This is a genomic window from Streptosporangium sp. NPDC050284 (assembly GCF_044459525.1).
GTDB lineage: Bacteria > Actinomycetota > Actinomycetes > Streptosporangiales > Streptosporangiaceae > Streptosporangium.
Map to the genome: position 1 here is coordinate 109,331 of NZ_JBITIZ010000012.1, position 21,877 is coordinate 131,207.

Sequence of the window (21,877 nt, forward strand, 5' to 3'; positions counted from 1 at the left end):
GCGCGCCACACGCAGTTGACTAGGCTACCAACTGCCGTGGTCGACACTCAAATCGACAGGCCGGGCAGAGGGATGCCTGATCAGTCTAGCGTGTGGTCCCGATGGCTCGGGCCGGAATCCTCATGGCTTGAACCAGAACTTCTCGTACTCCGCCCAGTCCTCCTTGGTGGCGGCGAAGTCGACGTAGAGCGCCAGGCCGAACCGCTCGCGCGGCTTGCCGTACGAGGTCAGCGCCAGCCGGGCGCCCCTCGCCGCCTTCTCGACGCTCTCGGCCTCGTCTGCCCAGAAGACGCCGTGGTCGTGATAGGCCGGGGCGCCGATCAGCACCGTCTTCTCCTCGGGGACGATCTCCAGCGCGAGCGAGGTCTGTCGTACGACGTAGCCGCCGTAGACGGTGGGGAAGGGGAGGTAGGAGTCGTAGGTCATGATCGCCACCTGGTCGGTGAGCTTCGCGACCTCGCGGAGGTAGGCGGGCGACCAGTACTTGTCGTGGCCGATGGCGGCGCGGACGGCAGGCCGGACGAGCGGGAACGGCTCGATCTGCGGGGTCGAGGTGGAGAGCAGGCCGTCGCCCACGATCGCGCGGGTCTGGGTGAGCAGGTCGAGGAAGTCGGTGTCGCCGTCGCCGATCGGCTCGAAGTTGTAGTGGATGCCGTCGAAACCGAGCGCCGTGATCGCACGGGCACCCTCCAGCACGCGCTGCCTGGAGGCCGCGTCGTCGAGATCCAGAACGCCGTCGACCTTCTGGCCGAGCCAGGCGGACACCCTGACCCTGGGGAGCTCCTCGCGCCACCACTTCAGGAAGTCGGCCGCCTTCGGATACGCGCCGGCGGGTAGTGTCCCGTCCGAGTCGAACGGGCCGGAGTGGACGTACACATCCTTGATCCCGGTCTTTCGCAGCCGGGCGGCGAGGGTCCGCACGTCGTCGGCCGTCTTACGGCCGTCGACCCACGCGTGGCCCAGCCACAGGGCGTCGTGGCCGGTCGTCTTCGCCCATGGGGCGGGTGTCCCGGTAAACTGCAGGGTGAGGATGGCCACGGCCACCCCTGGAAGCGCGAGGAGCAGGGCCGCCACCGTAGCGAGGAACCGCAGGCCGCGCCGTGCTCTGGTCCGGGCAATCACCCGGACATGTCACCATGGAAGACGGCTGGCATGCCAGCCGTATGATCGTCATCAATCTGTTGAAACGGATCCCGGTGCGCATTCAGCCTGGCCAGACCGACCCCGCTGTGCTCCGCAACTTCTGCATCATCGCGCATATCGACCATGGCAAGTCGACGCTCGCCGATCGCATGCTGCAGATCACCGGAGTGGTCGACGACCGTTCCATGCGTGCCCAGTATCTCGACCGCATGGACATCGAGCGCGAGCGCGGCATCACGATCAAGTCGCAGGCGGTCAGGCTTCCCTGGCAGGTCGGTGACACCGACTACGTCCTCAACATGATCGACACGCCCGGGCACGTCGACTTCACCTACGAGGTCTCCCGGTCGCTCCAGGCGTGCGAGGGCGCGATCCTGCTGGTCGACGCCGCGCAGGGCATCGAGGCGCAGACGCTGGCCAATCTCTACCTGGCGATGAACAACGACATGACGATCATCCCGGTGCTCAACAAGATCGACCTGCCCGCCGCCCAGCCGGAGAAGTACGCCGCGGAGATCGCCCACCTCATCGGCTGCGAGCCGGAGGACGTGCTGAGGGTCTCCGGCAAGACCGGCGTCGGCGTCCGCGAGCTGCTGGACCACGTGGTCTCGAACGTCCCGGCCCCGGTCGGTGACGCCGACGCGCCCGCCCGCGCGCTGATCTTCGACTCGGTGTACGACACCTACCGCGGTGTGATCACGTACGTCCGGGTGATGGACGGCCACCTGGGAAAGCGTGAGCGCATCCTGATGATGTCCACCACCGCGGCGCACGAGACGCTGGAGATCGGTGTCATCTCGCCCGAGCCGAAGATCGCCGACAAGGGGCTGGGCGTCGGAGAGGTGGGTTACCTGATCACCGGGGTGAAGGACGTCCGCCAGTCGCGGGTCGGCGACACGGTGACCTCCGTGACGCGTCCGGCCCTCCAGGCGCTCAGTGGTTACGAGCACCCCAAGCCCATGGTCTTCTCGGGTCTCTATCCGATCGACGGGGACGACTACCCCGACCTGCGCGAGGCCCTGGACAAGCTCCAGCTCAACGACGCCGCCCTGGACTACGAGCCGGAGACCTCCGCGGCGCTTGGCTTCGGATTCCGCTGCGGCTTCCTCGGCCTGCTCCACATGGAGATCGTCCGCGAGCGGCTGGAGCGCGAGTTCAACCTCTCGCTCATCTCGACCGCGCCCAACGTGGTCTATCGAGTGATCATGGAGGACGGCAAGGAGGTCGTCGTCACCAACCCCTCGGAGTTCCCCACCGGCAAGGTGGAGAAGGTCTTCGAGCCGATGGTCAAGACGACCGTGCTCGTCCCCTCGGAGTTCATCGGCGCGATCATGGAGCTCTGTCAGAACCGCCGGGGCAGCCTGCAGGGCATGGACTACCTGTCCGAGGACCGCGTCGAGATCCGCTACACCATGCCGCTCGGTGAGATCATCTTCGACTTCTTCGACCAGCTCAAGTCCCGTACGCGCGGTTACGCCTCGCTGGACTACGAGCCCTCCGGCGAGCAGGAGTCGGACCTGGTCAAGGTCGACATCCTGCTCCAGGGCGAGGCCGTGGACGCCTTCAGCGCCATCGTCCACCGGGAGAAGTCGTACGCCTACGGGGTCGAGATGGCCAAGAAGCTGCGCGAGCTCATCCCCAGGCAGCAGTTCGAGGTGCCGATCCAGGCGGCGATCGGCGCCCGGGTCATCGCCCGTGAGAACATCCGCGCCATCCGCAAGGACGTCCTCGCCAAGTGCTACGGCGGCGACATCTCCAGAAAGCGCAAGCTGCTGGAGAAGCAGAAGGAGGGCAAGAAGCGGATGAAGATGGTCGGCCGTGTCGAGGTGCCCCAGGAGGCGTTCGTCGCCGCGCTGTCCACCGAGTCCTCCACGGACAAGGCCAAGAAATAGCTGAAACGTGCGGGCGAGGCCGCTGGTGATCCAGATCCTGCGGCCTCGCCCGGTATAAGGGGGATCGCTCAGCGCAGGACGCTGTAGAGCGCCGAGGTGAGCGACGCCCGGGTGTCGTCCTGGTCGATGGACCACATCATCGAGCCGCCGAGGCCCTTCAGGCGGATGTAGGCCGCCTTCTGCAGCAGCGTGGCCGGGTCGTCGTAGGACCAGAACTCGTTGCCGTCGTAGAGCCACACGGTCCCGGTCAGCAGGTCGCGGTAGCGCTTGCCGGGCTTCTTCACGAGGATCTTGTAGTCCTCGCTCCCCGCGGCGTAGGTGGCGGGAGCGGGGCCGGTGGCGGTGCCGTACAGGCCGTTCTTCCCGCCGGTGACGCCGGTCCAGCCCTGGCCGTACGCCGGTACGCCCACCACGAGCTTCTTGGCGGGTGCGCCGCGCGTGAGGTAGTCGCGGACGGTCTGGTCCACGCTGTACTTCACCGGGTGGGGGTCGCGCCGGTCGTTGAACAGGTTGCCGTTGTGGCCGGTGACGGTCTCCCACGAGCCGTGCAGGTCATAGCCCTGGATGGTGGCGAAGGTGAGCTGCTTGAAGACGTCGCGGACCTCGAAGCCCGCGTCGATCTTCGCGGCGGCGGCGGGCAGGAAGGCGGTCAGCTCGGTGCGCTGGTCGAACTGGTTCATCTGGCGGCGGATCTCGGCGACGAACAGGGTGAAGTTCCGCTTGTCCTCGGGGCGGATGATGTTGCCGACCTCCCCTGAGGAGCCGGGCCACTCCCAGTCGAGGTCGATGCCGTCGAACACCCCGGCCCCGGTGCCGGGGGCGGTGCCGGGCAGGTTGCCCTTCAGCCACAGGTCGATGCAGGAGGAGGCCAGCTTGGCGCGGCCCTGGGGGGTCAGCACCGCGTCGGAGAAGTACTTCGAGCCGGTCCAGCCGCCGAGGGAGATCAGCGCCTTGAGACCGGGGTGCTTGGCCTTGAGCTTCTTCAGCTGGTTCAGGTTGCCGTTCAGCGCCTGCCCCTCGACGTCGGCGACGCCGTCCACGCTCTGCTCGGCGGGCACCGGGCGCTGCCAGTCGGCCCACGGGTCGGGGGAGTAGCAGGAGCCCTCGGCGTTGACGAAGCCGAAGGCGTAGTTGATGTGGGTCAGTTTGGCCGCGGCGCCGCTGGTGTCCATGTCCTTGACGTGGTAGTTGCGACCGTAGATGCCCCACTGGACGAAGTAGGCGACCCGCTTGTAGCGGTCACCGTGCCCCTGGGGTCCCTGGGACCCCAGGGCCTGGGCGGGGGCCGGCGCGGCCACCGCCGCGAGACCCGCGGCGAGGGCTGTCGCGATCACTTTACGGAGGAGTCTCTGCACGGGCTTCTCCACTGCTTGGAATAGTAACTTATAGGAAACTTTCCTTTAAGTTTTCCCGGATCGTAGACCTGCGCGATCTGGCCGTCAACGGCCATCGGCGTTTTGACCGGTGGGCGGCGGGATGCTTCGACTACCTTGGTAAGGCATGGAGCAGCAGGCGTTCTGCAACCGATGTGGCACCCCTGTGCGCGGGCTGTCGCGATGTCCCGGGTGTGGGGCGTCCACGGGGGGCCTGCCCTCGGTGAGCCGGTCCTCGCCGGCCGGGTTCCCGGCGCTCCAGGCTCCATCGGCTCAGACCCCATCGGTGCGGCCTTCGGGGGGCGTCCCTCCGGGAGGGAGCAGGATCCCGCCCGAAGAGTGGCGACAGGATCCCGCCGACTGGCAACAGCATCTTCCGCCGGACGAGTGCCCTCAACCGCCCGTGCCGGACGACCCGGCTCCAAGGGGCCGTGCCCGGTCGCCTCGCGAGGACCGCAAGGTCTGGCCCCCGGTCGCGCCGGCCACGGTTCTCGCCGACGGCGGCGACTCCGGTCGATAGGCAGGGCCGAGGCTCGAAGCCGGCGGCTCGGCTTCGAGCCGTTCGGTGTCCCTGAGCGTCGGATCTTCGGCGTACCGGGCATCGTGGGGGAAGCGGCAGACTTGGGGCGTGCCATCCACACTTCCCGACGGGGATCCCGTACCCGCCTCCGGTGAGCTCCCGAAGAGCGCGCTCGCCGGACTCGGCGAGCGGCCCTTCGGCTTCTACGTCCACGTCCCCTTCTGCGTGACCCGGTGCGGTTACTGCGACTTCAACACCTACACGGCGTCCGAGCTCGGCCCCGGCGCCTCGCAGAAGGACTACGCGGACACCGCCGTCGAGGAGGTGCGGCGGGCGCGGGCCAACCTCGGCGCCGCGCGTCTCCCGGTCGAGACCGTGTTCTTCGGCGGGGGAACCCCCACCCTGCTCCCCGCCGGGGATCTGGTACGGATCCTGAAGGCGATCGAGGAGGAGTTCGGGCTCGCCCCCGGCGCCGAGGTGAGCACCGAGGCCAACCCCGAGTCGGTGGATCCCGCCTACCTGGCGGAGTTGCGCGCGGGCGGGTTCAACCGGATGAGCTTCGGGATGCAGAGCGCCCGCGAGCACGTGCTCCAGGTGCTGGACCGCCGCCACACCCCGGGCCGCCCCGCGCGGGCCGTACGGGAGGCGAGGGAGGCGGGGTTCGACCACGTCAACCTCGACCTGATCTACAGCACGCCGGGGGAGAGCGACGACGACTGGCGCGCGTCGCTGGCCGCGGCGATCGAGGCGGGGCCGGACCACGTCTCCGCGTACTCGCTGATCGTCGAGGACGGGACGAAGCTGGCCGCCAGGATCAGGCGCGGCGAGCTCCCGATGCCCGACGACGACGTGGCCGCCGACCGTTACCTGATCGCCGACGCCATGCTGGCCGAGGCGGGGTTCGAGTGGTACGAGGTGTCCAACTGGGCGACCTCGGAGGCCGGGCGCTGCCGGCACAATCTGCTCTACTGGACCGGCGGCGACTGGTGGGGCGTCGGTCCCGGGGCGCACAGCCACGTCGGCGGCACCCGCTGGTGGAACGTGAAGCACCCCGCCGCCTACGCCCGGCGTCTGGCCGAGGGCATCTCGCCCGCGCACGCGCGCGAGGTGCTGGGCCCTCGGGACAGGGCGGTGGAGCGGCTGATGCTGGAGCTGCGGCTCGCCCGGGGTTTCCCGCTCGGCGAGCTGGAACGCCCGCCCGTGGTCGCCCGCGCGCTCGCCGACGGCCTGCTGGAGGTGGAGCCGTTCAAGGCGGGCCGCGCGGTGCTCACCCTGCGCGGTCGCCTCCTGGCGGACGCCCTGGTCCGCGATCTCACCTGAGAGCTCCGGGGCACCGGCCGGTCCGCCGGACGGGTCAGCCGACGAAGCGGATGTTTATCGGATAGCGGTAGGCCTCTCCCCGGTAGGCCGCCAGCGCGGCGACGATCGCCATGACGATCGATCCGACCCAGAGGAAGAACATCAGCAGGAAACCGATGAACACGAACGCCAGGACCCAGCAGACGGCGTAGGCGATCAGCACCGTGAGCTGGAAGTTGAGCGCCTCTGCGGCCTGGTCGCGCGCGTAGGGCGACTCGTCCTTCTTCGCCAGATAGAGCACCAGCGGCCCGACGAAGGAGGTGAGCAGGCCCAGCAGGTGGGCGAGCATCGCCATGGTGGTGTCGTCGCTGCCCGGTCGCGGGCCGTACGTCCCAGGGGGCGCCTGGTAGCCGTATCTCGGCGGGGGGCCGTACGCCCCGTATTCGGGGTATCCGTGCTGGTAACCACCCTGGTAGTCGTCGGGGGTGTACGGGGAGGTGGGCGGCGGGTAGCCCCCGTAGCGCTGGTCCGGTTGCCCGTGGGATCCGTATTCCTGGCCCTGCGGGGGGTGACCCTGGCCACCAGGTCCGTATCCCTGGTCCGGCGGAACGTGTCCCCGGCCCGGGGGTGGGGTGCTCTGCCCCGGCCAGGAGTGGTCTGGCGGGGGCTTGCCGACCCGCCGCGTCGGGTCGTCGGCCGGTGGGCCTTCGGGGTTCTCGCTCATGTCCCCTCCTGATGGGTCGACGGCCTATCCGTCCTCGTCCGGAACCGTCACGAAGTCGATCAGCTCCTCGACGGGGCCGAGGAGCTCTGGCTCCAGATCGGCATATGTCGTGACCGATCCGAGAATGCGGCGCCATGCGTCGGCGGGCTCCACATTCCAGCCCAGGGCGGCGATGACACCCTCCTTCCAGGGCACCCCGCGGGGCACCGACGGCCAGGAGGGGATCCTGAGCACGTGCGGTCTGACCGCCTGCCAGACATCCACGAACGGGTGCCCGACGATCAGTACGTGCGGTGAGGAGATCCGCGCGGCGATCCGGCTCTCCTTGGAACCGGGGACGAGGTGGTCGACGAGCACACCCAGCCGTCGCCCCGGCCCCGGGCCGAACTCCTCGACGATCGAGGGCAGGTGGTCGACCCCCTCCAGATACTCCACGACCACGCCCTCGACCCGCAGGTCGTGCCCCCAGACCTTTTCCACGAGCGCGGCGTCGTGCACGCCCTCCACGTAGATCCGGCTCTCCTTCGCGACCTGGGCCCGCAGGCCCTCGACCGCGATGGAACCCGACGCGCTCCGCCTCGGGCCGCGCGGCGCGGCGGCGGGCCGTACGAGCGTCACGACCTTGCCCTCCAGAAGGAAGGCCGCCGGCTCCAGCGGGAAGACCCGCCGCCGCCCGAAGCGGTCCTCCAGGGTGACGGACTCTTTGTCGCAGGCCACCACGGCGCCGCAGAAGCCGCCGTCGGCGTCCTCGACGACCAGGTCGGGCTCCGCGGGCACCTGGGGGATCGTCCCCCTGCGCGGGCGCCGCCAGTCTCCCGCCAGAACGTCACGCTCGTACATCACCGACCGCCACCCTCTCTCGCCGGGGATCAGGTGGGACGCTAGCAAACACCGGGGTCACCTGCCGTAGGGTCCCGGCTGTCCCCACTGTCCCATCGACGATGCGGCGGCCTGGCGCTTGCGGGCACCGCTCCGCTTCACCAGCACGACGATCGTCACGACGATGGCGAGCAGGATCCCGATGCCGGGGATCAAGAACAGGGCGGCCACCCCGCCCACCAGCGAGTCGGCGGACAACTCCCTGCCCACGCCGAAGGTCGTGCCGTCGGCGGGGTCGGCGGAGCACTGGACCTGGTAGTCGCCCGCCTGGTCCACGCCGACCCGCAGGCCCATCTCCCAGGTGACGCCGTCGGATCCCGCGACGGTCTGCTGGACGTCCGGCTTCTGCAGGCGAGGCGTGCTCGTACCGCCGGTGAGCGTGCACTCGAACTTGGTGGGCCCGCCGGTGGCGACGTAGATCGCCGGCTTGTCCGCCGGGTCGAGCGCGACCGTCGCGGTCTCGCCGGGGGCGAACGTCCGCGTCGGGGCCGCGTCGGTGACCGCGCCGAGGATGCCACCGGCGAAGCCGCCGATGCCGACGATGATGCTGACCAGGGCGAGCAGCCAGACTCCGACGATCCACCCGATACCAGGCTTGATCTTTCCGCTGGGCGGTGGTCCCTGCGGGGCGCCGTAACCGGGAGGCGCGTAACCGTACGAGGGGGGCTGCTGGCCGTACTGCTGGCCGTACTGCTGGCCGGACGGCTGCTGGCCGTACTGCTGGCCGGGCTGCTGCTGGCCGTACTGCTGGCCATACGGCTGCTGAGGGCCGCCGTGACCGGGGCCGCGGGAGGCGTCGCCCGGATAAGAACCGAAATCGTTGGACATGTGCAAATTGTGGTGGGTACTGCTTGGATCGCGATAGCAGTTGACTTGACAAAGGCTTGCCGTCATCATTCACCGCTTTCGCTTATCGCGCCTTCCGTGCGGGGGCCGTACACTTGGCACTCGGGAACACAGAGTGCCAAGCCTCGTGTTTCCCTCTGAACGCAGGCAGGGAGGTGACCACGTTGGTCGACGACCGCAAGCTCGCCGTGCTCCGCGCCATCGTCGAGGACTACGTGTCCACCAACGAACCGGTGGGGTCGAAGGCTCTCGCGGACCGGCACAACCTGGGGGTGTCCCCGGCGACGATCCGTAACGACATGGCGATGCTGGAGGAGCAGGGCTACATCGCCCAACCCCACACCAGCGCCGGCCGGGTGCCCACCGACAAGGGCTACCGGCTCTTCGTCGACAGGCTCTCGCAGGTGAAACCCCTGTCGAGCGCGGAACGCAAGGCCATCGAGAGTTTCCTCGCGGGCGCCGTGGACATCGACGACGTCGTCATGCGGACGGTGCGGCTGCTGGCCCAGCTCACCCGGCAGGTCGCCGTGGTGCAGTATCCGACGCTGACCCACTCGACGGTCAGGCACGTCGAGCTGGTGCCGCTGAGCGAGCGCCGGCTGATGTTCGTGCTGATCACCAACACCGGCAGGGTCGAGCAGCGCGTGATCGAGGTGCCCGACGTCATCGACGAGCAGCGCGTGGCACACCTGCGCGCGATGCTCAACGCCTCCCTCGACGGATGCGGGCTCACCAGCGTTCCCGACAGGGTCGCCGATCTGCCGGAACGGTTGCCCGCGGAGGATCGGCCGCTCGCGGCCACTATCCTGTCCGTACTGCTTGAGTCCCTGGTGGACAGGCATGATGAGAAGATCGTTTTTGCCGGGGCCGCCAACCTCGCGGGAGCCGACTTCACCGTCGGGCTCCGCGACGTGCTGGAGGCCCTGGAAGAGCAGGTCGTGCTCATGCGACTGCTCGGTGAGACCTCGGACCTTTCCGCGCTGACCGTGCGGATCGGCTCGGAGAACCCCTACACCGGACTCCAGGGCACATCCATCGTCGCCGCTGGATACGGTTCCGGGGACAAGCAACTCGCCCGGCTCGGTGTGCTGGGCCCGACGCGAATGGACTACCCGGTCACGATGGGCGCGGTGCGCGCGGTGGCACGCTACGTCAGCCAGATTCTGGCTGCATCATAAGAGGTCAACGAAAAGTGGCTAAGAGCGACTACTACGGCACCCTCGGGGTGCGCCGTGACGCCAGTGCGGAAGAGATCAAGAAGGCGTACCGCCGCCTGGCACGCGAGTTGCATCCCGACGTCAACCCCGATCCTGAGACTCAGGAGCGCTTCAAGGAGATCACGCAGGCCTACGAGGTCCTGTCCGACTCCGGCAAGCGGCAGATGTACGACATGGGTGCCGACCCGTTCGCCGCGGGCGGCGGTGCGGGCGCCGGAGGCTTCGGCGCCGGCTTCCCGTTCAGCGACATCATGGACGCCTTCTTCGGCGCGGCCGGTGGAGGCGGTGGCCGAGGCCCCCGCTCCCGTGCCCGCCGCGGGCGCAACGCGACCATCAGGGTCGAGCTCGACCTGCGCGAGTCGGGCTTCGGCACCACCCGCGAGCTGGTCGTCGACACCGCCGTGGTCTGTGAGGTCTGCACGGGCTCAGGGGCCGCGGCCGGCACCCACCCCGACACCTGTGACATGTGTCATGGCCGGGGAGAGGTGTCCCAGGTCACCCGGTCCTTCCTCGGCCAGGTCATGACCTCCCGCCCCTGCCCCCAGTGCGGCGGCTTCGGATCGATCATCCGCAACCCCTGCCAGGAGTGCTCGGGTGACGGCCGGGTCCGCACCCGGCGGACCATCAAGGTCCGCATCCCGGCCGGCGTCGAGGACGGCACCCACATCCAGCTCGCCGGCGAAGGCGAGATCGGCCCGGGCGGGGGTCCGCCCGGAGACCTGTTCCTGGAGATCGTCGAGCGTCCCCACGAGATCTTCGAGAGGCGCGGCGACGACCTGCACTGCACCGTGCAGATCCCGATGACCGCGGCCGCGCTCGGCACCATCCTGACCATGGAGACGCTCGACGGCGCCGAGGAGCTCGACATCCGTCCCGGCACGCAGTCCGGGCAGACGATTCCCCTCTACGGGCGGGGCGTGCAACGGCTGAACGAGACGGGCCGAGGCGACCTGCTGATCCATGTGAACGTGGAGACCCCCGCCCGCCTCGACGCGGAGCAGGAGGCGCTCCTGAAGGAGCTCGCCAGGCTCCGCGGTGAGGAGCGCCCGCCCGGTAAGTTCGCCCCCGGGCAGCAGAGCTTCTTCTCCCGCCTGCGGGACGCTTTCAATGGCCGCTGACCAGGGTTCAACGGCCGCCGCTCCGCTCCGCTCCCGGTCGCGTCGTCACGGTCCGGCCCGCACCCTGCCCGGTCGTGTCTTCGCGGCAGGCTCCCGGCCGGGGCGTCGGGTCCGTCCCGAGGCCTCATCCCGGTCACGTTGTCGGGGACACCTCGGCGCGGTCCGCCCAGACGGCCCATGACCGTTCCGGTCTTCCTGGCGGACCCGGCCGACCTGGCCAGGCCGGAGTTCGTCTTCGGCGGTCCCGAAGGACGCCACGCGGCGGCCGTACGGCGGCTGCGGGCGGGTGAGCGGCTCGACCTGACCGACGGGGCGGGCTCCGTCGCCGAGTGTGTGGTGACCGAGGCGAGCAGAGACTCGCTCCGGGTCGAGGTGCTGCGCCGCCACGAGGTGCCCGTGCCGTCGCCGCGCCTGGTCGTGGTCCAGGGCCTGCCCAAGGGCGACCGGGGCGAGCTGGCCGTGGAGATGATGACCGAGGCGGGGGTCGACGTGATCGTCCCCTGGGCCGCGGCGAGGTGCGTCACCCAGTGGAAGGGCGAGCGGGCGGCCAAGGCGCTGGCCCGCTGGCGCTCCACGGCGCGCGAGGCGGGCAAGCAGTCGCGCCGCTTTCACCTGCCGGAGGTGACGGAGCTCGCGTCCACCGCGAAGGTGGCCGGCCTGCTTTCGGCGGCGGCGTTGGGCGTCGTGCTGCACGAGGAGGCCGCCTCTCCGCTGTCCGGCCTGCCTCTCCCCGCGGGGGGCGACATCGTCGTGGTGGTCGGACCCGAGGGCGGGGTGTCGGCGGAGGAGATCGCCGCGTTCCGCGAGGCCAAGGCGGTGCCTGCGCTGCTCGGGCCGACGGTGCTGCGCACCTCGACGGCCGGGGTCGTCGCGGCGGCGGTGCTCCAGACGCGCAGTGGCCGCTGGTAGGGCGCCCCTGCCGGCGCGCGGTCGACCCCACGGCGGCCACGGGTCCCGGGGGATCCGCGCCGTGAGGTCTCGGGAGCCGTGAGACAAAGAACCGGTCAGGGCTCGCCGTGACCGGTTACCGCGCTAGTTCTGGATGGGGGCCGGAGCCAAAGTGTTCGCCTCCGTCGGCATGGGGGGCGACACGTCGCCCGAGGGGGCGCACTCGTCGGGCGAGCACGGGCTCTCCGAGGGGGCCGGTGGCCTCGATCGCGACGGCGTCGGGGTCGCCTCGATCTCCTCGCACTTGCTGATGATTCCGCTGGGCTCGACGTCAGGGCTGTCGGGGGGAGTGGGGCAGGTGGGCGTCGGCGTCGGTGCCGGCCGGGGCGTCGGCGCGGAGCCGGTCCTGGACGGCCGGGTGCTGGAGGCCGCGCTCCTGGACGGTGTGGGCGTCGGCGGGAGCATGGTGGCGTCGGGGTCGCCCGACCTGCCGAGAGTGGGAAGCGGGGCGTGGGCGGACGGTGGCTGCGAGGAGGCCGCAGGGGGGCGAGAGGTGGCGGACCCGTCGACGGGAGGAGTCGACTCGGCGTATTTGACCCCTTCGGTGCTCACTTGGGGGATCACCTGTTCGCGGAACTGGGGAACCACCATGACGACGGTCGCCGCGACGAGGACCGCACCGGCGACGGAGGCTCCGGCACGCCACCACATCAGCCCGCGGAGCCCCCGCCGCTCGATGCGGCCGCGGATTATCTCCAGCCCGTCCGGGGAGGGAACGACCGAGTTCGCCTCCGCGCTGAGCGCGCGGCGAAGCAGCTCGCCGTACTCATCCGGGGAGTCGGTCATGACAGTTGCTCCAGTGAGGTTCGTAGGGCGGCCATGCCACGAGCCGTGTGGCTCTTGACCGCGCCTTTGCTGATGCCCATCGCGTGGGCGATCTGCGCCTCGGACAGGTCTCCGTAGTAACGCAGGACCAGGGCCTCCCGCTGGCGTGCGGGCAACCCGCGCAGCGCTTCGATGACGGCGGAACGCTCGAACTCGCCGATCGCGCCGTTCTCGGCGCTCGGCGCGTCGGGCATGCCCTTGGGCGCGTACTTCTCGACGACCGCCCGATGCCGAAGCACCGAACGTGATCGGTTGACGACCGACTGTCGCAGGTAGGCCAGTGCCTTGTCGGTGTCGCGCAGTCGGCGCCAGGCGCCATGGATGGCGACGAACGCGTCCTGCACGACCTCCTCCGCGGTTGCCATATCGCGGACGAGCAAGACGGCGAGACGGACAAGAGACCGATAGTGCGCGCTGTAGAGCGCGGTAACGGCCATGTCGGCATCCCATCCGACGGGCACCGCCCCGAGCGACCTGTCGGCCACGAGGGTCTCGGTGGTCACATCAGTGGGACGCTTGGCCTTCCCAGAGGGTTTACGCTCTTCCGGTTCATTAGGGGGCATGACCCAGTCGTGTCCTCGCCAGGCGGCCATATATTGCTGTGCGCAAAGGGCTGTCGTGGTTGAAGTTTTGCACACCCACCATATCCGGGCGGATCTTTGTTTGCGGACGGGAACCATCACCGATTCACAACGTCCTCAGCGGTATGGTGCCTGTCATGGTGAGCGAAGCCGACTGCCTGTTCTGCAGGATCGTGGCCAAGGAGATTCCCGCGGAGATCGTCTATGAGACCGATCGCGCGCTGGCCTTCCGCGATGTCAATCCCCAGGCGCCGACCCACGTGCTGGTGATCCCCAAGGACCATTACAGGGACGCGGCGGCCCTCGCCGCGGCCGACCACGGCCTGGCCGACGAGGTGATCAAGGCCGCGCACGAGGTCGCCCTGCTGGAGGGGGTCGCCGAGTCGGGCTACCGGCTGGTGTTCAACACCGGGCCCGGTGCCGGCCAGACCGTCTTCCACGTGCACGGACACGTGATCGGCGGGCGGGGCCTGCAGTGGCCGCCCGGCTGAAAACCGGTAGGCGTGATCTTGACGATCGCGGATAGCATGGCGTTGAAGTTCCGCGCCTATATCTGGAGGCGAACAGGCCGTAAGGCCCGCTCATGTCCGAGACAAACGATTCCAGCAGAACGCCGCAGAGGTCCCGGGGTGCCAGCCGGACCCAGGCGAAGGTGGTTATTCCGGACGATCAGTCGATGGTCAGCCTGCTGGGCTCGCGCGACGAGTTGTTGCGCGTCATCGAGGGCGCCTTCCGCGCCGACATCCACGTCCGGGGCAACGAGATCACCGTCACCGGCAGCCCCGAGGAGAGCAGCACCGTGGTGCGGCTCTTCGAGGAGATGTCCGAACTCGTCCGCGGGGGCGCGCAGCTCACGGCCGACGCGGTCGAGCGCAGCATCGCGATGCTGCGGATGACCTCCGACAGGCCCGCCGAGGTGCTCTCTCTGGACATCATCTCCTCGCGGGGCCGGACCATCCGCCCGAAGACCGTGAACCAGAAGCGTTATGTCGACGCGATCGACAAGTTCACCGTCGTCTTCGGCATCGGTCCGGCCGGTACGGGCAAGACCTACCTCGCCATGGCGAAGGCCGTGAAGGCCCTCCAGGAGAAGAAGGTCAACCGGATCATCCTCACCCGCCCCGCCGTCGAGGCGGGCGAGAGGCTGGGCTTCCTGCCAGGCACGCTCTACGAGAAGATCGATCCCTATCTGCGCCCGCTCTACGACGCGCTGCACGACATGCTCGACCCCGACTCGATCCCCAGGCTGATGGCCGCGGGCACGATCGAGGTCGCCCCCCTGGCCTACATGCGCGGCCGTACGCTCAACGACGCCTACATCATCCTGGACGAGGCGCAGAACACCTCGCCGGAGCAGATGAAGATGTTCCTGACGCGGCTGGGCTTCAACTCGAAGATCGTTGTCACCGGTGACGTCACCCAGGTCGACCTGCCGAACGGCACGCAGAGCGGCCTCCGGGTCGTCCAGGACATCCTCGACGGCATCTCCGACATCCACTTCAGCCGCCTGACCAGCGCCGACGTGGTGCGGCATAAGCTGGTGGGAGACATCGTGGACGCGTACGGACGCTACGACGAGACGCAGCGCCAGAGCAGCGCGGTGGAGCAGATCAAGGGCGTGGTCAAACGTCCCCGAGGGAGATCATGAGAACGGCCGGTCGAGAAGCGATGAGCGTGGAGCGACTCCGGCGCGGGAAACCGATCGGGGCGCGGGGCACGAGCCGGCCGCGTGGTGAGCGGGGAGCGGGGAGCGCCCGATGAGCGTCGAGGTCAACAACGAGTCCGGTGTCGAGATCGACGAAGGGCTCATCGTCTCGCTCGCGGGGCATGTGCTGGAGCGGATGGGCATCAACCCGCTCGCCGAGCTGTCGATCCTGGTCGTCGACGAAGAGGCGATGTCGGTGCTGCACGAGCAGTGGATGGGCGAGCCCGGCCCCACCGACGTGCTCGCCTTCCCGATGGACGAGTTGCGCCCCGGGCCAGGTGCGGGGGCGAGGCAGGAGGGCGACGCGCCCACCGACCCGGCGCTCCTCGGCGACGTGGTGCTCTGCCCGCAGGTGGCCGCCAAGCAGGGGGCCGAGGCCGGGCACGGCACCGAGGCCGAGCTGGAGCTGCTGTGCACGCACGGCATCCTCCACCTGCTCGGATACGACCACGCCGAGCCCGAGGAGCACAAGGAGATGTTCGGCCTTCAGGGCGAGCTTCTGGAGTCGTGGCGGGAGGTGCGCCCCCAGCGGTGAACCTCGCCAACGGGTGGTTGTTCGCGGCCGTCGTCCTCGTCGTGGTCGGCGGGTTGATCGCCAGCGCGGAGACGGCCCTGACCCGCATCTCAAGGGTTCGCGCGGAGGAGTTCTGCCGCGAAGGCCGCCGGGGCGCCGAGCGCCTGCAGGCCATCGTCGCCGACCCGCCGCGCTACCTGAACCTGCTGCTCCTGCTCCGGTTGAGCTGCGAGCTGGTCGCCACGGTGATCGCCACGCTGCTCTTCATCGACTGGCTCGGTGACCGGGGCGGTGCCTACGCCGCCGCCGCGGTCGTCATGATCGTCATCAGCTACGTGATCGTCGGGGTCTCCCCGCGCACGCTGGGGCGTCAGCACGCGGAGCCGATCGCGCTCGCGAGCGCGCCCCTGGTCTACGGGCTGACCCGGATCTTCGGTCCCCTGCCCAAGCTGCTCATCCTGCTCGGCAACGCCGTGACGCCCGGCAAGGGCTTCCGTGAGGGGCCCTTCACCTCGGAGGCCGAGCTGCGCGACCTGGTCGACCTGGCCGAGGAGCGCAGGGTGATCGAGCCCGACGAGCGGGAGATGATCCACTCGGTCTTCGAGCTCGGTGACACCCTGGCCCGTGAGGTCATGGTGCCCCGCACCGACATGGTGTTCATCGAGCGCGGCAAGACGCTGAACCAGGCCCTGTCGCTCGCTCTGCGCAGCGGTTTCTCGCGGATCCCCGTGGTCGGTGAGAACGAGGACGACGTCATCGGCATCGCCTACCTCAAGGACATCGCGCGCCGGGTGCAGGACACCGGTGACGAGGGGCGTGCCGAGCCGGTGGAGTCCCTCATGCGCCCGGCCACCTACGTGCCGGAGAGCAAGCCGATCGACCAGCTTCTCCGTGAGATGCAGGCCCGCCAGATCCACCAGGCCATCGTCATCGACGAGTACGGCGGCACGGCCGGCCTGGTCACCATCGAAGACATCCTGGAGGAGATCGTCGGTGAGATCACCGACGAGTACGACCAGGAGGCGCCCAGGGTGGAGCCGCTGGAGGGCGGCGCGGTCCGGGTGACCGCGAGGCTCCCGGTGAGCGACCTGGAAGACCTGTTCGGCATCGAGCTCGAGGTCGACGACGTCGAGACCGTCGGAGGGCTGCTGGCGCACGCGCTGGGCCGGGTGCCGATCGCCGGTTCCCACGCGGTGGTGGAGGGTCTCAGCCTGACGGCCGAGAGCCTCGCCGGGCGTCGTAACCGGATCGGCACGGTCCTCGTCACCAGGGCCGTTCCCGCCGAGCCCGACTCGGTCTCGGCCTCCGCCGACCAGTGAGGGGCCCCGGGCCGCCGTGGTGGCCCGGGGAGGCGCCCCATGCGTCTCGGGTGGATTATCCGTTTACAAGCCGTTCGCAAGCTTCTCGCAACCGGGACGCGCGACTCTTCTCTCACGGCACCCGGTCGCGCGGGAGTCGGTGGGGAAGGTCCCGGTGCCCGGAGGGGTTCGCGGTGCGAGGGATCGGCCTCAAGGGGAGACAGAGTCACGCAGAGCTCCGAGGCTGTTCTGCGTGACTCGCACAAGGGTGTTCTCGACCGTGAAGTGCGGTTGAGGGCACCCTTAGGCGTTTATCGAATGATTGCCGCTTTTGCCGATGGGGAAGAAAGCGGGTCGGTGGGGACGGGGACGCCTCGCACATGACATCGGGGGAATGGTCATGACACGGGGGATGAGTTTTGTCGTTTTTGTAGCGTTGTGTGGACTTTTGTCGGGTGTTTTGGTCGGGTGCGGCGAGGAGGAAAAGGACGGTGTGCCGGACCGCGCCGCAGAGCTGAACCGACTGCGGGCGGTACTCGGCGAGGCACGAGGACTGCCGGACGGGTTCACGGCGCGCCCGCGCGCCGGCTGGCACGCCCCCTTCAAAGCCGTCGACGAGGACTGCAGGCTCGTCCTCGACGCCGCCGGAGGCAGGCCGCCGAAGCGGGCGCTGGGAGCACGGGCCGCCGTGACCTACCAGGGCGACGGGGTCGGGGAGCTGGCCGGGTTCGGCCTGGCCTCCTACGAGGGTGACGACGCCGCACTCCACTTCGGTGAGCTCGCCGAGGCGCTGGGCGGCTGCCCTGTCGTGCGCACGCCCACGGCGGGTCGCGGCACCGCCTTCAGGGTCTCCGACCTGGACCTGGATTTGAGCGGGGTCGGTGACGGGGTGCGGGCGAGGCGGTTGAACGGCAGGCTGGACGGATACCCGTACGAGATCCACCTGGTGTTCGCGCTCAGCGGCCACACCCTGATCTCGCTGGTGCACGCCGGGGTGAGGGAGGTCGACGCCACGCGTACCGGGCAGCTCGCCCGCCTGCTGGTCGACGAGGCCGGCGCGTGAAAGGGGGCGCCGTACGAGCGGGGGCACCGGCAGGGGGCGGCCGCCGCTCGCCAGGAGAACCCCGCCGGGGCGAGCCCGGGTCGCGGTGAGGGGCGATGGCTGAATACCCTTGTGCCGTGAGTGACGCGACCCTCGATCCCGAGGACAAGAAGATCATCGTGCTGGCCCGTTCGGCCCGTGCCCGCAACGGCGCCGCGGAGGGGGCCGCCGTGCGGGACGAGACCGGCAGGACCTACTCGGCGACCAACGTGGCGCTGCCGTCACTGACCCTCTCCGCGCTCCAGGTCGCCGTGGCGATGGCCGTCTCCAGCGGAGCGGAGTCACTGGAGGCCGCCGCGCTGGTCACGGCGGGTGAAGGCCCCTCCGATGCCGACACGGGGGCGGTCCGTGACCTGGGCGGTGGGACCGTGCTCGTGGCCGGTCCCGACGGGACACCGCGTCAGAACTGAGTCCGGTATCGGGGACAATGGTTGACGTGAGTTCCTCAGCTGCTGATTTCCATGCCGGTTTCGCCTGCTTCGTCGGCCGGCCCAACGTCGGCAAGTCCACGCTGATGAACGCGTTGGTCGGCACGAAGGTGGCGATCACCTCCTCCAAGCCCCAGACGACCCGCCGGGCCATCCGCGGCATCGTGCACCGCCCCGACTCCCAGCTCATCATCGTCGACACTCCCGGGCTGCACCGGCCCCGCACGCTCCTGGGCGAGCGGCTGGACAGCCTGGTGCTCTCCACCCTCACCGAGGTCGACGTGATCGGCTTCTGCGTGCCCGCCAACGACCCCATCGGCAAGGGCGACCGGTTCATCGCGGAGAAGCTCGCGGGCATCAAGAAGACCCCGGTGGTCGCCGTGGTGACCAAGTGCGACCTGGCGACCCGCGAGCAGATTGCCGCGCAGCTGCTCGCGATCTCCCAGCTCGCCGACTTCGACGACATCGTCCCGGTTTCCGCGCAGTCGGGCGAGCAGCTCGACGTGCTCGCCGACGTGCTGGTCCGGCGCCTCCCACAGAGCCCGCCGCTGTACGAGGGAGGCCGGCTCACCGATGAGCCCGAGCAGGTGCTGGTGGGTGAGCTGATCCGCGAGGCGGCCCTGGAGGGCGTACGCGACGAGTTGCCGCACTCGATCGCGGTTGTCGTCGACGAGATGATGCCCAGGGAGGGCCGCGACGACCTGCTCGACATCTACGCGCACATGTTCGTCGAGCGTCCGTCGCAGAAGGCCATCGTGATCGGGCACAAGGGCGCCCGGCTCAAGGACGTCGGCAGCCGTGCCCGCGGGCAGATCGAGGCGCTTCTCGGCACCCGCGTCTACCTCGACCTGCGCATCAGCGTCGCCAAGGACTGGCAGCGCGACCCCAAGCAGCTCCGCCGCCTGGGCTTCTACGACTGAGGGCGACACCGAAGCGCTTCACGAAGCGGCTCCGCGGCCTGGGCGTCTAAGATCCGGGACCCGTCACCGCCACCTCGAGGGCGCTCGCCTCCTCGCCGTGCCCGAGCCGCCGCCGCAGCTCGACGGCGTCGCGGCCCAGCGCGGAGACCAGGGTGGCCGGGCCGGCGAGCGGAAGGACGGCCCAGCCGTCCCCCACCACCGTCTCCGGCGCCCGTCCGGTGATCAGGGTGCTGCCCACGCAGCGGGCGTCACCGTAGACGGCGGAGCTGCCGTCTATCTCCGGGTCGCCGACCACGAACTCCTGCCGCAGCAGCGGCACCCCGCCGAGAACGGCGTCGAAGCGCGAGTGGCAACGCCCGGGCCGCTCGCCGTACCGGCCGAAGACGATCTCCTCGCGCCAGAACACCCGCGCGTCCTCGGCCAGGTCCAGCCGGACGGCCATGCGGTGCAGGCAACCCGCCGCGAGCACCGTCGGTTCCGGCGCGAACCGCAGCGAGGCGCCCGCGCCGACCCTGGCCGTGATCGTCATCAGCGACTCGGCCCCCGTGAAACCGGGCAGCACCAGCGTGCTCGCGACCGACCGCACCTCAAGCGCGGTGCCCGGTGCCACCTCGATGCCGAGGGCGAGGTCGTCGCCGCCCAGCGGACCCGCGGCGGTGGACACCAGGTGCACCCGGCCGGGCGCGGTCGCCCGCACCGTGAGCGGCGGTCCAGAACGCATGGTGGCCAGGACGGTCCGGCCGCCGGAGTCCCGCCGGGTGACGATCTCCGCCCGTGCCCTCATCGACCGCCGCCCGGCCCGCCCAGGCTCGGGTCGTAGGGATCGTGCGGGCCGTGCGGGCGCAGTGGCGTTGTCGGCGGGCGCGGGAGCGGAGTCGGTGACGGACATGAGGTCAGACGCCGGAGTGTTCGTGGGCCCAGGACGAGACCAGGCCGGTGACCCATTCCGAGACCGCGTGCGCGCTCGGGTCCTCCCTGATCGAGGTGAACAGCACGGGCCTGCCCTCCCGTACGGCCGCCGCGTCGCGCGACATCACCGTGAGGTCCGCGCCGACCATCGGTGCCAGGTCGGTCTTGTTGACCACGAGCAGGTCGGCCGTCGTCACGCCGGGGCCTCCCTTGCGCGGGACCTTGTCGCCGCCCGACACGTCCAGGACGAAGATCTGCCGGTCGGCCAGGCCCCTGCTGAAGGTGGCGGTGAGGTTGTCCCCGCCGCTCTCCACGATCACCAGATCGAGCGGGCCGAACCGCTCCTCCAGGCTCTCCACCGCGTCGAGGTTGGCCGCGATGTCGTCGCGGATGGCGGTGTGCGGGCAGCATCCGGTCTGGACGGCGACGATCCGCTCAGGATGGAGCACGCCCGCTCTGCGCAGGAAGTCGGCGTCCTCGGTGGTGTAGATGTCGTTGGTCACCACACCCAGGCGCATCGAGGGGCCGAGCGTCCGGCACAGGGCCGCGGTCAGCGCGGTCTTGCCGCTGCCGACCGGGCCTCCGATGCCCAGACGCAGTGCTCGTCCGTGAGGGTCGGCGGCGTGGTGGTGGTCGTCGTGGTTGGCGCCCATGGGGGTCACCGTCCTTCCAGATGGTCGTCAGGAGACGAAGAGCCTCAGATCTGCGCGGATGTGCTGTTCGGCGAGCAGGTCGAGCGCGGGGGCGGCGTGCGCGGGCAGTGACTCCCACGATTCCCACGGCTCCCATGACATCCCGGGCTCCCGGGACTTTCCGGTTTCTCCGGACTTCCCGGGCTTCTCGGGCTCTCGGGACCGCGACGCCTGCCCGATGGGGACGGTGGCCGCGACCCTTTCCAGGGCCGGAGCGAGTTCGGCGAGCAGGCGGTGGACGGCCACCGGGTCGAGTCCCAGTAGCCGTACCGCCGCCGTGGCGGGTCCGGTGACGGAGGTGTAGGCCGCCGCGAGGGCGGCTTCGGCGGGGGAGCAGCCCGCCACCGCCGCCACCGCGCCGAGCGCGAGAGGGTGATGGACCCCCGAGGTGACAGTCCCGGCCAGCGCGTCGAGCACCGGGGAGGGCCAGATTCTCCGCGAGGTACGCAGCAGCAGCCTGCCCTGCGTGCGGCTCGCCTCCCGCTGGGCGGGCGAGGAGATCCTGGCGTCGGCCTCCGCGTCCAGCCGTATCCAGAGCGAACGGCTCGTCTCCGGATCCGGAGACGAGCCGTTCGCGGGAGCGGGGCCGTTCTCGGGCGTGAGAGCCGGACCGTTCACGAGAGCGGCGCCGTCAGTCTGGGGGAGGCCGTCCGCCCGCGTGGGAACCTCTACCGGAGGGCCGCCCGCCGGAGGTGAGAGGCTCGCGGAGAAGTGGGCCGTGCCGAGCTCGCAGGCCGCGGCGGCGAGGGCGGCCGTCACGAGGCCCGCGGTGGCGAGGCGGCCCCGCAGGAAGGCGGCGAGGCCGGGAAGGTCGTGGATCGCACCGATCCTGACCGCCTCCTCGGCGCCTCCGGAGTGGCCGTGACCCCCGGCGGGCAACCGGGAGTCGGCCAGGAGCAGCAACGCGGCGTTCATGCGCTACGGGGCCTCACCTTCGGCTGGAC

The 21,877-nt window shown here is 69.9% G+C and carries 22 protein-coding genes; 12 read left to right on the forward strand and 10 right to left on the reverse strand.

The features are described 5' to 3' along the window. Nucleotides 1-120: 120 nt before the first annotated feature. Nucleotides 121-1,122 carry a hypothetical protein gene (locus ACIBH4_RS26795; RefSeq protein ID WP_362501331.1) on the reverse strand — a complete coding sequence of 334 codons (1,002 nt, stop codon included), beginning with the start codon at nucleotides 1,120-1,122 and terminating at the stop codon, nucleotides 121-123. A gap of 41 nt (nucleotides 1,123-1,163) precedes the next feature. Between ACIBH4_RS26795 and lepA the strand changes: the two genes are divergently transcribed. Next, nucleotides 1,164-3,035 (forward strand): translation elongation factor 4, encoded by a 1,872-nt coding sequence (lepA, locus tag ACIBH4_RS26800; protein WP_362501333.1) that lies wholly within the window; start codon nucleotides 1,164-1,166, stop codon nucleotides 3,033-3,035. Nucleotides 3,036-3,103: 68 nt separating this feature from the next. Here the strand turns inward: lepA and ACIBH4_RS26805 are convergent, their stop codons facing one another. Next, nucleotides 3,104-4,390: a glycoside hydrolase family 18 protein gene (locus tag ACIBH4_RS26805; protein WP_362501335.1), complete on the reverse strand. Its 1,287-nt coding sequence runs from the start codon at nucleotides 4,388-4,390 to the stop codon at nucleotides 3,104-3,106. A 646-nt stretch (nucleotides 4,391-5,036) separates the two neighbouring features. Between ACIBH4_RS26805 and hemW the strand changes: the two genes are divergently transcribed. After that, entirely contained in the window at nucleotides 5,037-6,248 is a 1,212-nt protein-coding gene (hemW, locus tag ACIBH4_RS26810; protein WP_362501337.1) for a radical SAM family heme chaperone HemW, read from the forward strand. 34 nt (nucleotides 6,249-6,282) lie between these two features. On the opposite strand, the gene ACIBH4_RS26815 is transcribed toward hemW, so the two are convergent. The 3 genes from ACIBH4_RS26815 to ACIBH4_RS26825 are packed head-to-tail and all read right to left on the reverse strand — an operon-like array spanning nucleotide 6,283 to nucleotide 8,658. Continuing rightward, nucleotides 6,283-6,951: a DUF4870 domain-containing protein gene (locus ACIBH4_RS26815; RefSeq protein WP_362501339.1), complete on the reverse strand. Its 669-nt coding sequence runs from the start codon at nucleotides 6,949-6,951 to the stop codon at nucleotides 6,283-6,285. A 24-nt stretch (nucleotides 6,952-6,975) separates the two neighbouring features. Next, nucleotides 6,976-7,791: a DUF3097 domain-containing protein gene (locus ACIBH4_RS26820; protein ID WP_362501341.1), complete on the reverse strand. Its 816-nt coding sequence runs from the start codon at nucleotides 7,789-7,791 to the stop codon at nucleotides 6,976-6,978. 57 nt (nucleotides 7,792-7,848) lie between these two features. Beyond that, nucleotides 7,849-8,658 carry a hypothetical protein gene (locus tag ACIBH4_RS26825; RefSeq protein ID WP_362501343.1) on the reverse strand — a complete coding sequence of 270 codons (810 nt, stop codon included), beginning with the start codon at nucleotides 8,656-8,658 and terminating at the stop codon, nucleotides 7,849-7,851. Nucleotides 8,659-8,840: 182 nt separating this feature from the next. Between ACIBH4_RS26825 and hrcA the strand changes: the two genes are divergently transcribed. The 3 genes from hrcA to ACIBH4_RS26840 all read left to right on the forward strand — a co-directional run bounded on the left by hrcA (nucleotide 8,841) and on the right by ACIBH4_RS26840 (nucleotide 11,920). Next, a complete protein-coding gene (hrcA, locus tag ACIBH4_RS26830; protein WP_362502214.1) occupies nucleotides 8,841-9,854 on the forward strand; it encodes a heat-inducible transcriptional repressor HrcA in 1,014 nt (337 codons plus the stop codon). A 14-nt stretch (nucleotides 9,855-9,868) separates the two neighbouring features. Further along, nucleotides 9,869-11,011: a molecular chaperone DnaJ gene (gene dnaJ / locus ACIBH4_RS26835; RefSeq protein WP_350944566.1), complete on the forward strand. Its 1,143-nt coding sequence runs from the start codon at nucleotides 9,869-9,871 to the stop codon at nucleotides 11,009-11,011. Between the two features lie 177 nt (nucleotides 11,012-11,188). Next, nucleotides 11,189-11,920, forward strand: a complete 732-nt coding sequence (locus ACIBH4_RS26840; RefSeq protein WP_362501345.1) for a 16S rRNA (uracil(1498)-N(3))-methyltransferase — start codon at nucleotides 11,189-11,191, stop codon at nucleotides 11,918-11,920. A gap of 123 nt (nucleotides 11,921-12,043) precedes the next feature. Here ACIBH4_RS26840 and ACIBH4_RS26845 read toward each other — a convergent pair whose 3' ends face one another. Both ACIBH4_RS26845 and ACIBH4_RS26850 read right to left on the reverse strand, forming a co-directional pair. Beyond that, the gene (locus ACIBH4_RS26845; protein ID WP_362501347.1) at nucleotides 12,044-12,745 is read right to left on the reverse strand and encodes a hypothetical protein; all 702 of its coding nucleotides are present in this window, start codon (nucleotides 12,743-12,745) and stop codon (nucleotides 12,044-12,046) included. Beyond that, nucleotides 12,742-13,221: a SigE family RNA polymerase sigma factor gene (locus tag ACIBH4_RS26850; RefSeq protein WP_043655278.1), complete on the reverse strand. Its 480-nt coding sequence runs from the start codon at nucleotides 13,219-13,221 to the stop codon at nucleotides 12,742-12,744. The genes ACIBH4_RS26845 and ACIBH4_RS26850 overlap by 4 nt, the downstream gene beginning before the upstream one ends. A 284-nt stretch (nucleotides 13,222-13,505) precedes the next feature. Between ACIBH4_RS26850 and ACIBH4_RS26855 the strand changes: the two genes are divergently transcribed. From ACIBH4_RS26855 to era, 7 genes are all read left to right on the forward strand, one after another. Next, complete coding sequence (locus ACIBH4_RS26855) at nucleotides 13,506-13,856, forward strand: histidine triad nucleotide-binding protein (RefSeq protein ID WP_350944844.1); 351 nt, start codon at nucleotides 13,506-13,508, stop codon at nucleotides 13,854-13,856. Nucleotides 13,857-13,948: 92 nt separating this feature from the next. Further along, nucleotides 13,949-15,013, forward strand: coding sequence for a PhoH family protein (locus tag ACIBH4_RS26860; RefSeq protein WP_362501349.1), 1,065 nt, complete (start codon nucleotides 13,949-13,951; stop codon nucleotides 15,011-15,013). A gap of 109 nt (nucleotides 15,014-15,122) precedes the next feature. After that, a complete protein-coding gene (ybeY, locus tag ACIBH4_RS26865; protein WP_344742683.1) occupies nucleotides 15,123-15,605 on the forward strand; it encodes an rRNA maturation RNase YbeY in 483 nt (160 codons plus the stop codon). Then, nucleotides 15,602-16,903, forward strand: a complete 1,302-nt coding sequence (locus tag ACIBH4_RS26870; protein WP_362501352.1) for a hemolysin family protein — start codon at nucleotides 15,602-15,604, stop codon at nucleotides 16,901-16,903. The genes ybeY and ACIBH4_RS26870 overlap by 4 nt, the downstream gene beginning before the upstream one ends. 472 nt (nucleotides 16,904-17,375) lie before the next feature. Continuing rightward, nucleotides 17,376-17,945, forward strand: a complete 570-nt coding sequence (locus ACIBH4_RS26875; protein ID WP_362501354.1) for a hypothetical protein — start codon at nucleotides 17,376-17,378, stop codon at nucleotides 17,943-17,945. Between the two features lie 95 nt (nucleotides 17,946-18,040). Continuing rightward, nucleotides 18,041-18,394 carry a cytidine deaminase gene (locus ACIBH4_RS26880; RefSeq protein ID WP_362501356.1) on the forward strand — a complete coding sequence of 118 codons (354 nt, stop codon included), beginning with the start codon at nucleotides 18,041-18,043 and terminating at the stop codon, nucleotides 18,392-18,394. A gap of 17 nt (nucleotides 18,395-18,411) precedes the next feature. Next, nucleotides 18,412-19,332 carry a GTPase Era gene (gene era / locus ACIBH4_RS26885; protein ID WP_362501358.1) on the forward strand — a complete coding sequence of 307 codons (921 nt, stop codon included), beginning with the start codon at nucleotides 18,412-18,414 and terminating at the stop codon, nucleotides 19,330-19,332. 46 nt (nucleotides 19,333-19,378) lie between these two features. Here the strand turns inward: era and ACIBH4_RS26890 are convergent, their stop codons facing one another. The 3 genes from ACIBH4_RS26890 to ACIBH4_RS26900 all read right to left on the reverse strand — a co-directional run bounded on the left by ACIBH4_RS26890 (nucleotide 19,379) and on the right by ACIBH4_RS26900 (nucleotide 21,848). Further along, nucleotides 19,379-20,116, reverse strand: a complete 738-nt coding sequence (locus tag ACIBH4_RS26890; RefSeq protein WP_362501360.1) for an urease accessory protein UreD — start codon at nucleotides 20,114-20,116, stop codon at nucleotides 19,379-19,381. 109 nt (nucleotides 20,117-20,225) lie between these two features. After that, a complete protein-coding gene (gene ureG / locus ACIBH4_RS26895; RefSeq protein WP_350944549.1) occupies nucleotides 20,226-20,894 on the reverse strand; it encodes an urease accessory protein UreG in 669 nt (222 codons plus the stop codon). 27 nt (nucleotides 20,895-20,921) lie between these two features. Next, nucleotides 20,922-21,848 carry an urease accessory UreF family protein gene (locus tag ACIBH4_RS26900; protein ID WP_362501362.1) on the reverse strand — a complete coding sequence of 309 codons (927 nt, stop codon included), beginning with the start codon at nucleotides 21,846-21,848 and terminating at the stop codon, nucleotides 20,922-20,924. Nucleotides 21,849-21,877: the final 29 nt, after the last annotated feature.

Coding starts and splice junctions, on each gene's coding strand:
- ACIBH4_RS26815 (WP_362501339.1), bottom strand. CDS start 6,951: ATGAGCGAGAACCCCGAAGGCCCACCGGCCGACGACCCGACGCGGCGG.
- ACIBH4_RS26840 (WP_362501345.1), top strand. CDS start 11,189: ATGACCGTTCCGGTCTTCCTGGCGGACCCGGCCGACCTGGCCAGGCCG.
- era (WP_362501358.1), top strand. CDS start 18,412: ATGGTTGACGTGAGTTCCTCAGCTGCTGATTTCCATGCCGGTTTCGCC.
- ACIBH4_RS26845 (WP_362501347.1), bottom strand. CDS start 12,745: ATGACCGACTCCCCGGATGAGTACGGCGAGCTGCTTCGCCGCGCGCTC.
- ACIBH4_RS26820 (WP_362501341.1), bottom strand. CDS start 7,791: ATGTACGAGCGTGACGTTCTGGCGGGAGACTGGCGGCGCCCGCGCAGG.
- lepA (WP_362501333.1), top strand. CDS start 1,164: ATGATCGTCATCAATCTGTTGAAACGGATCCCGGTGCGCATTCAGCCT.
- ACIBH4_RS26890 (WP_362501360.1), bottom strand. CDS start 20,116: ATGAGGGCACGGGCGGAGATCGTCACCCGGCGGGACTCCGGCGGCCGG.
- ACIBH4_RS26825 (WP_362501343.1), bottom strand. CDS start 8,658: ATGTCCAACGATTTCGGTTCTTATCCGGGCGACGCCTCCCGCGGCCCC.
- ybeY (WP_344742683.1), top strand. CDS start 15,123: ATGAGCGTCGAGGTCAACAACGAGTCCGGTGTCGAGATCGACGAAGGG.
- ACIBH4_RS26860 (WP_362501349.1), top strand. CDS start 13,949: ATGTCCGAGACAAACGATTCCAGCAGAACGCCGCAGAGGTCCCGGGGT.
- ureG (WP_350944549.1), bottom strand. CDS start 20,894: ATGGGCGCCAACCACGACGACCACCACCACGCCGCCGACCCTCACGGA.
- ACIBH4_RS26850 (WP_043655278.1), bottom strand. CDS start 13,221: ATGGCCGTTACCGCGCTCTACAGCGCGCACTATCGGTCTCTTGTCCGT.
- ACIBH4_RS26900 (WP_362501362.1), bottom strand. CDS start 21,848: ATGAACGCCGCGTTGCTGCTCCTGGCCGACTCCCGGTTGCCCGCCGGG.
- ACIBH4_RS26880 (WP_362501356.1), top strand. CDS start 18,041: ATGGCTGAATACCCTTGTGCCGTGAGTGACGCGACCCTCGATCCCGAG.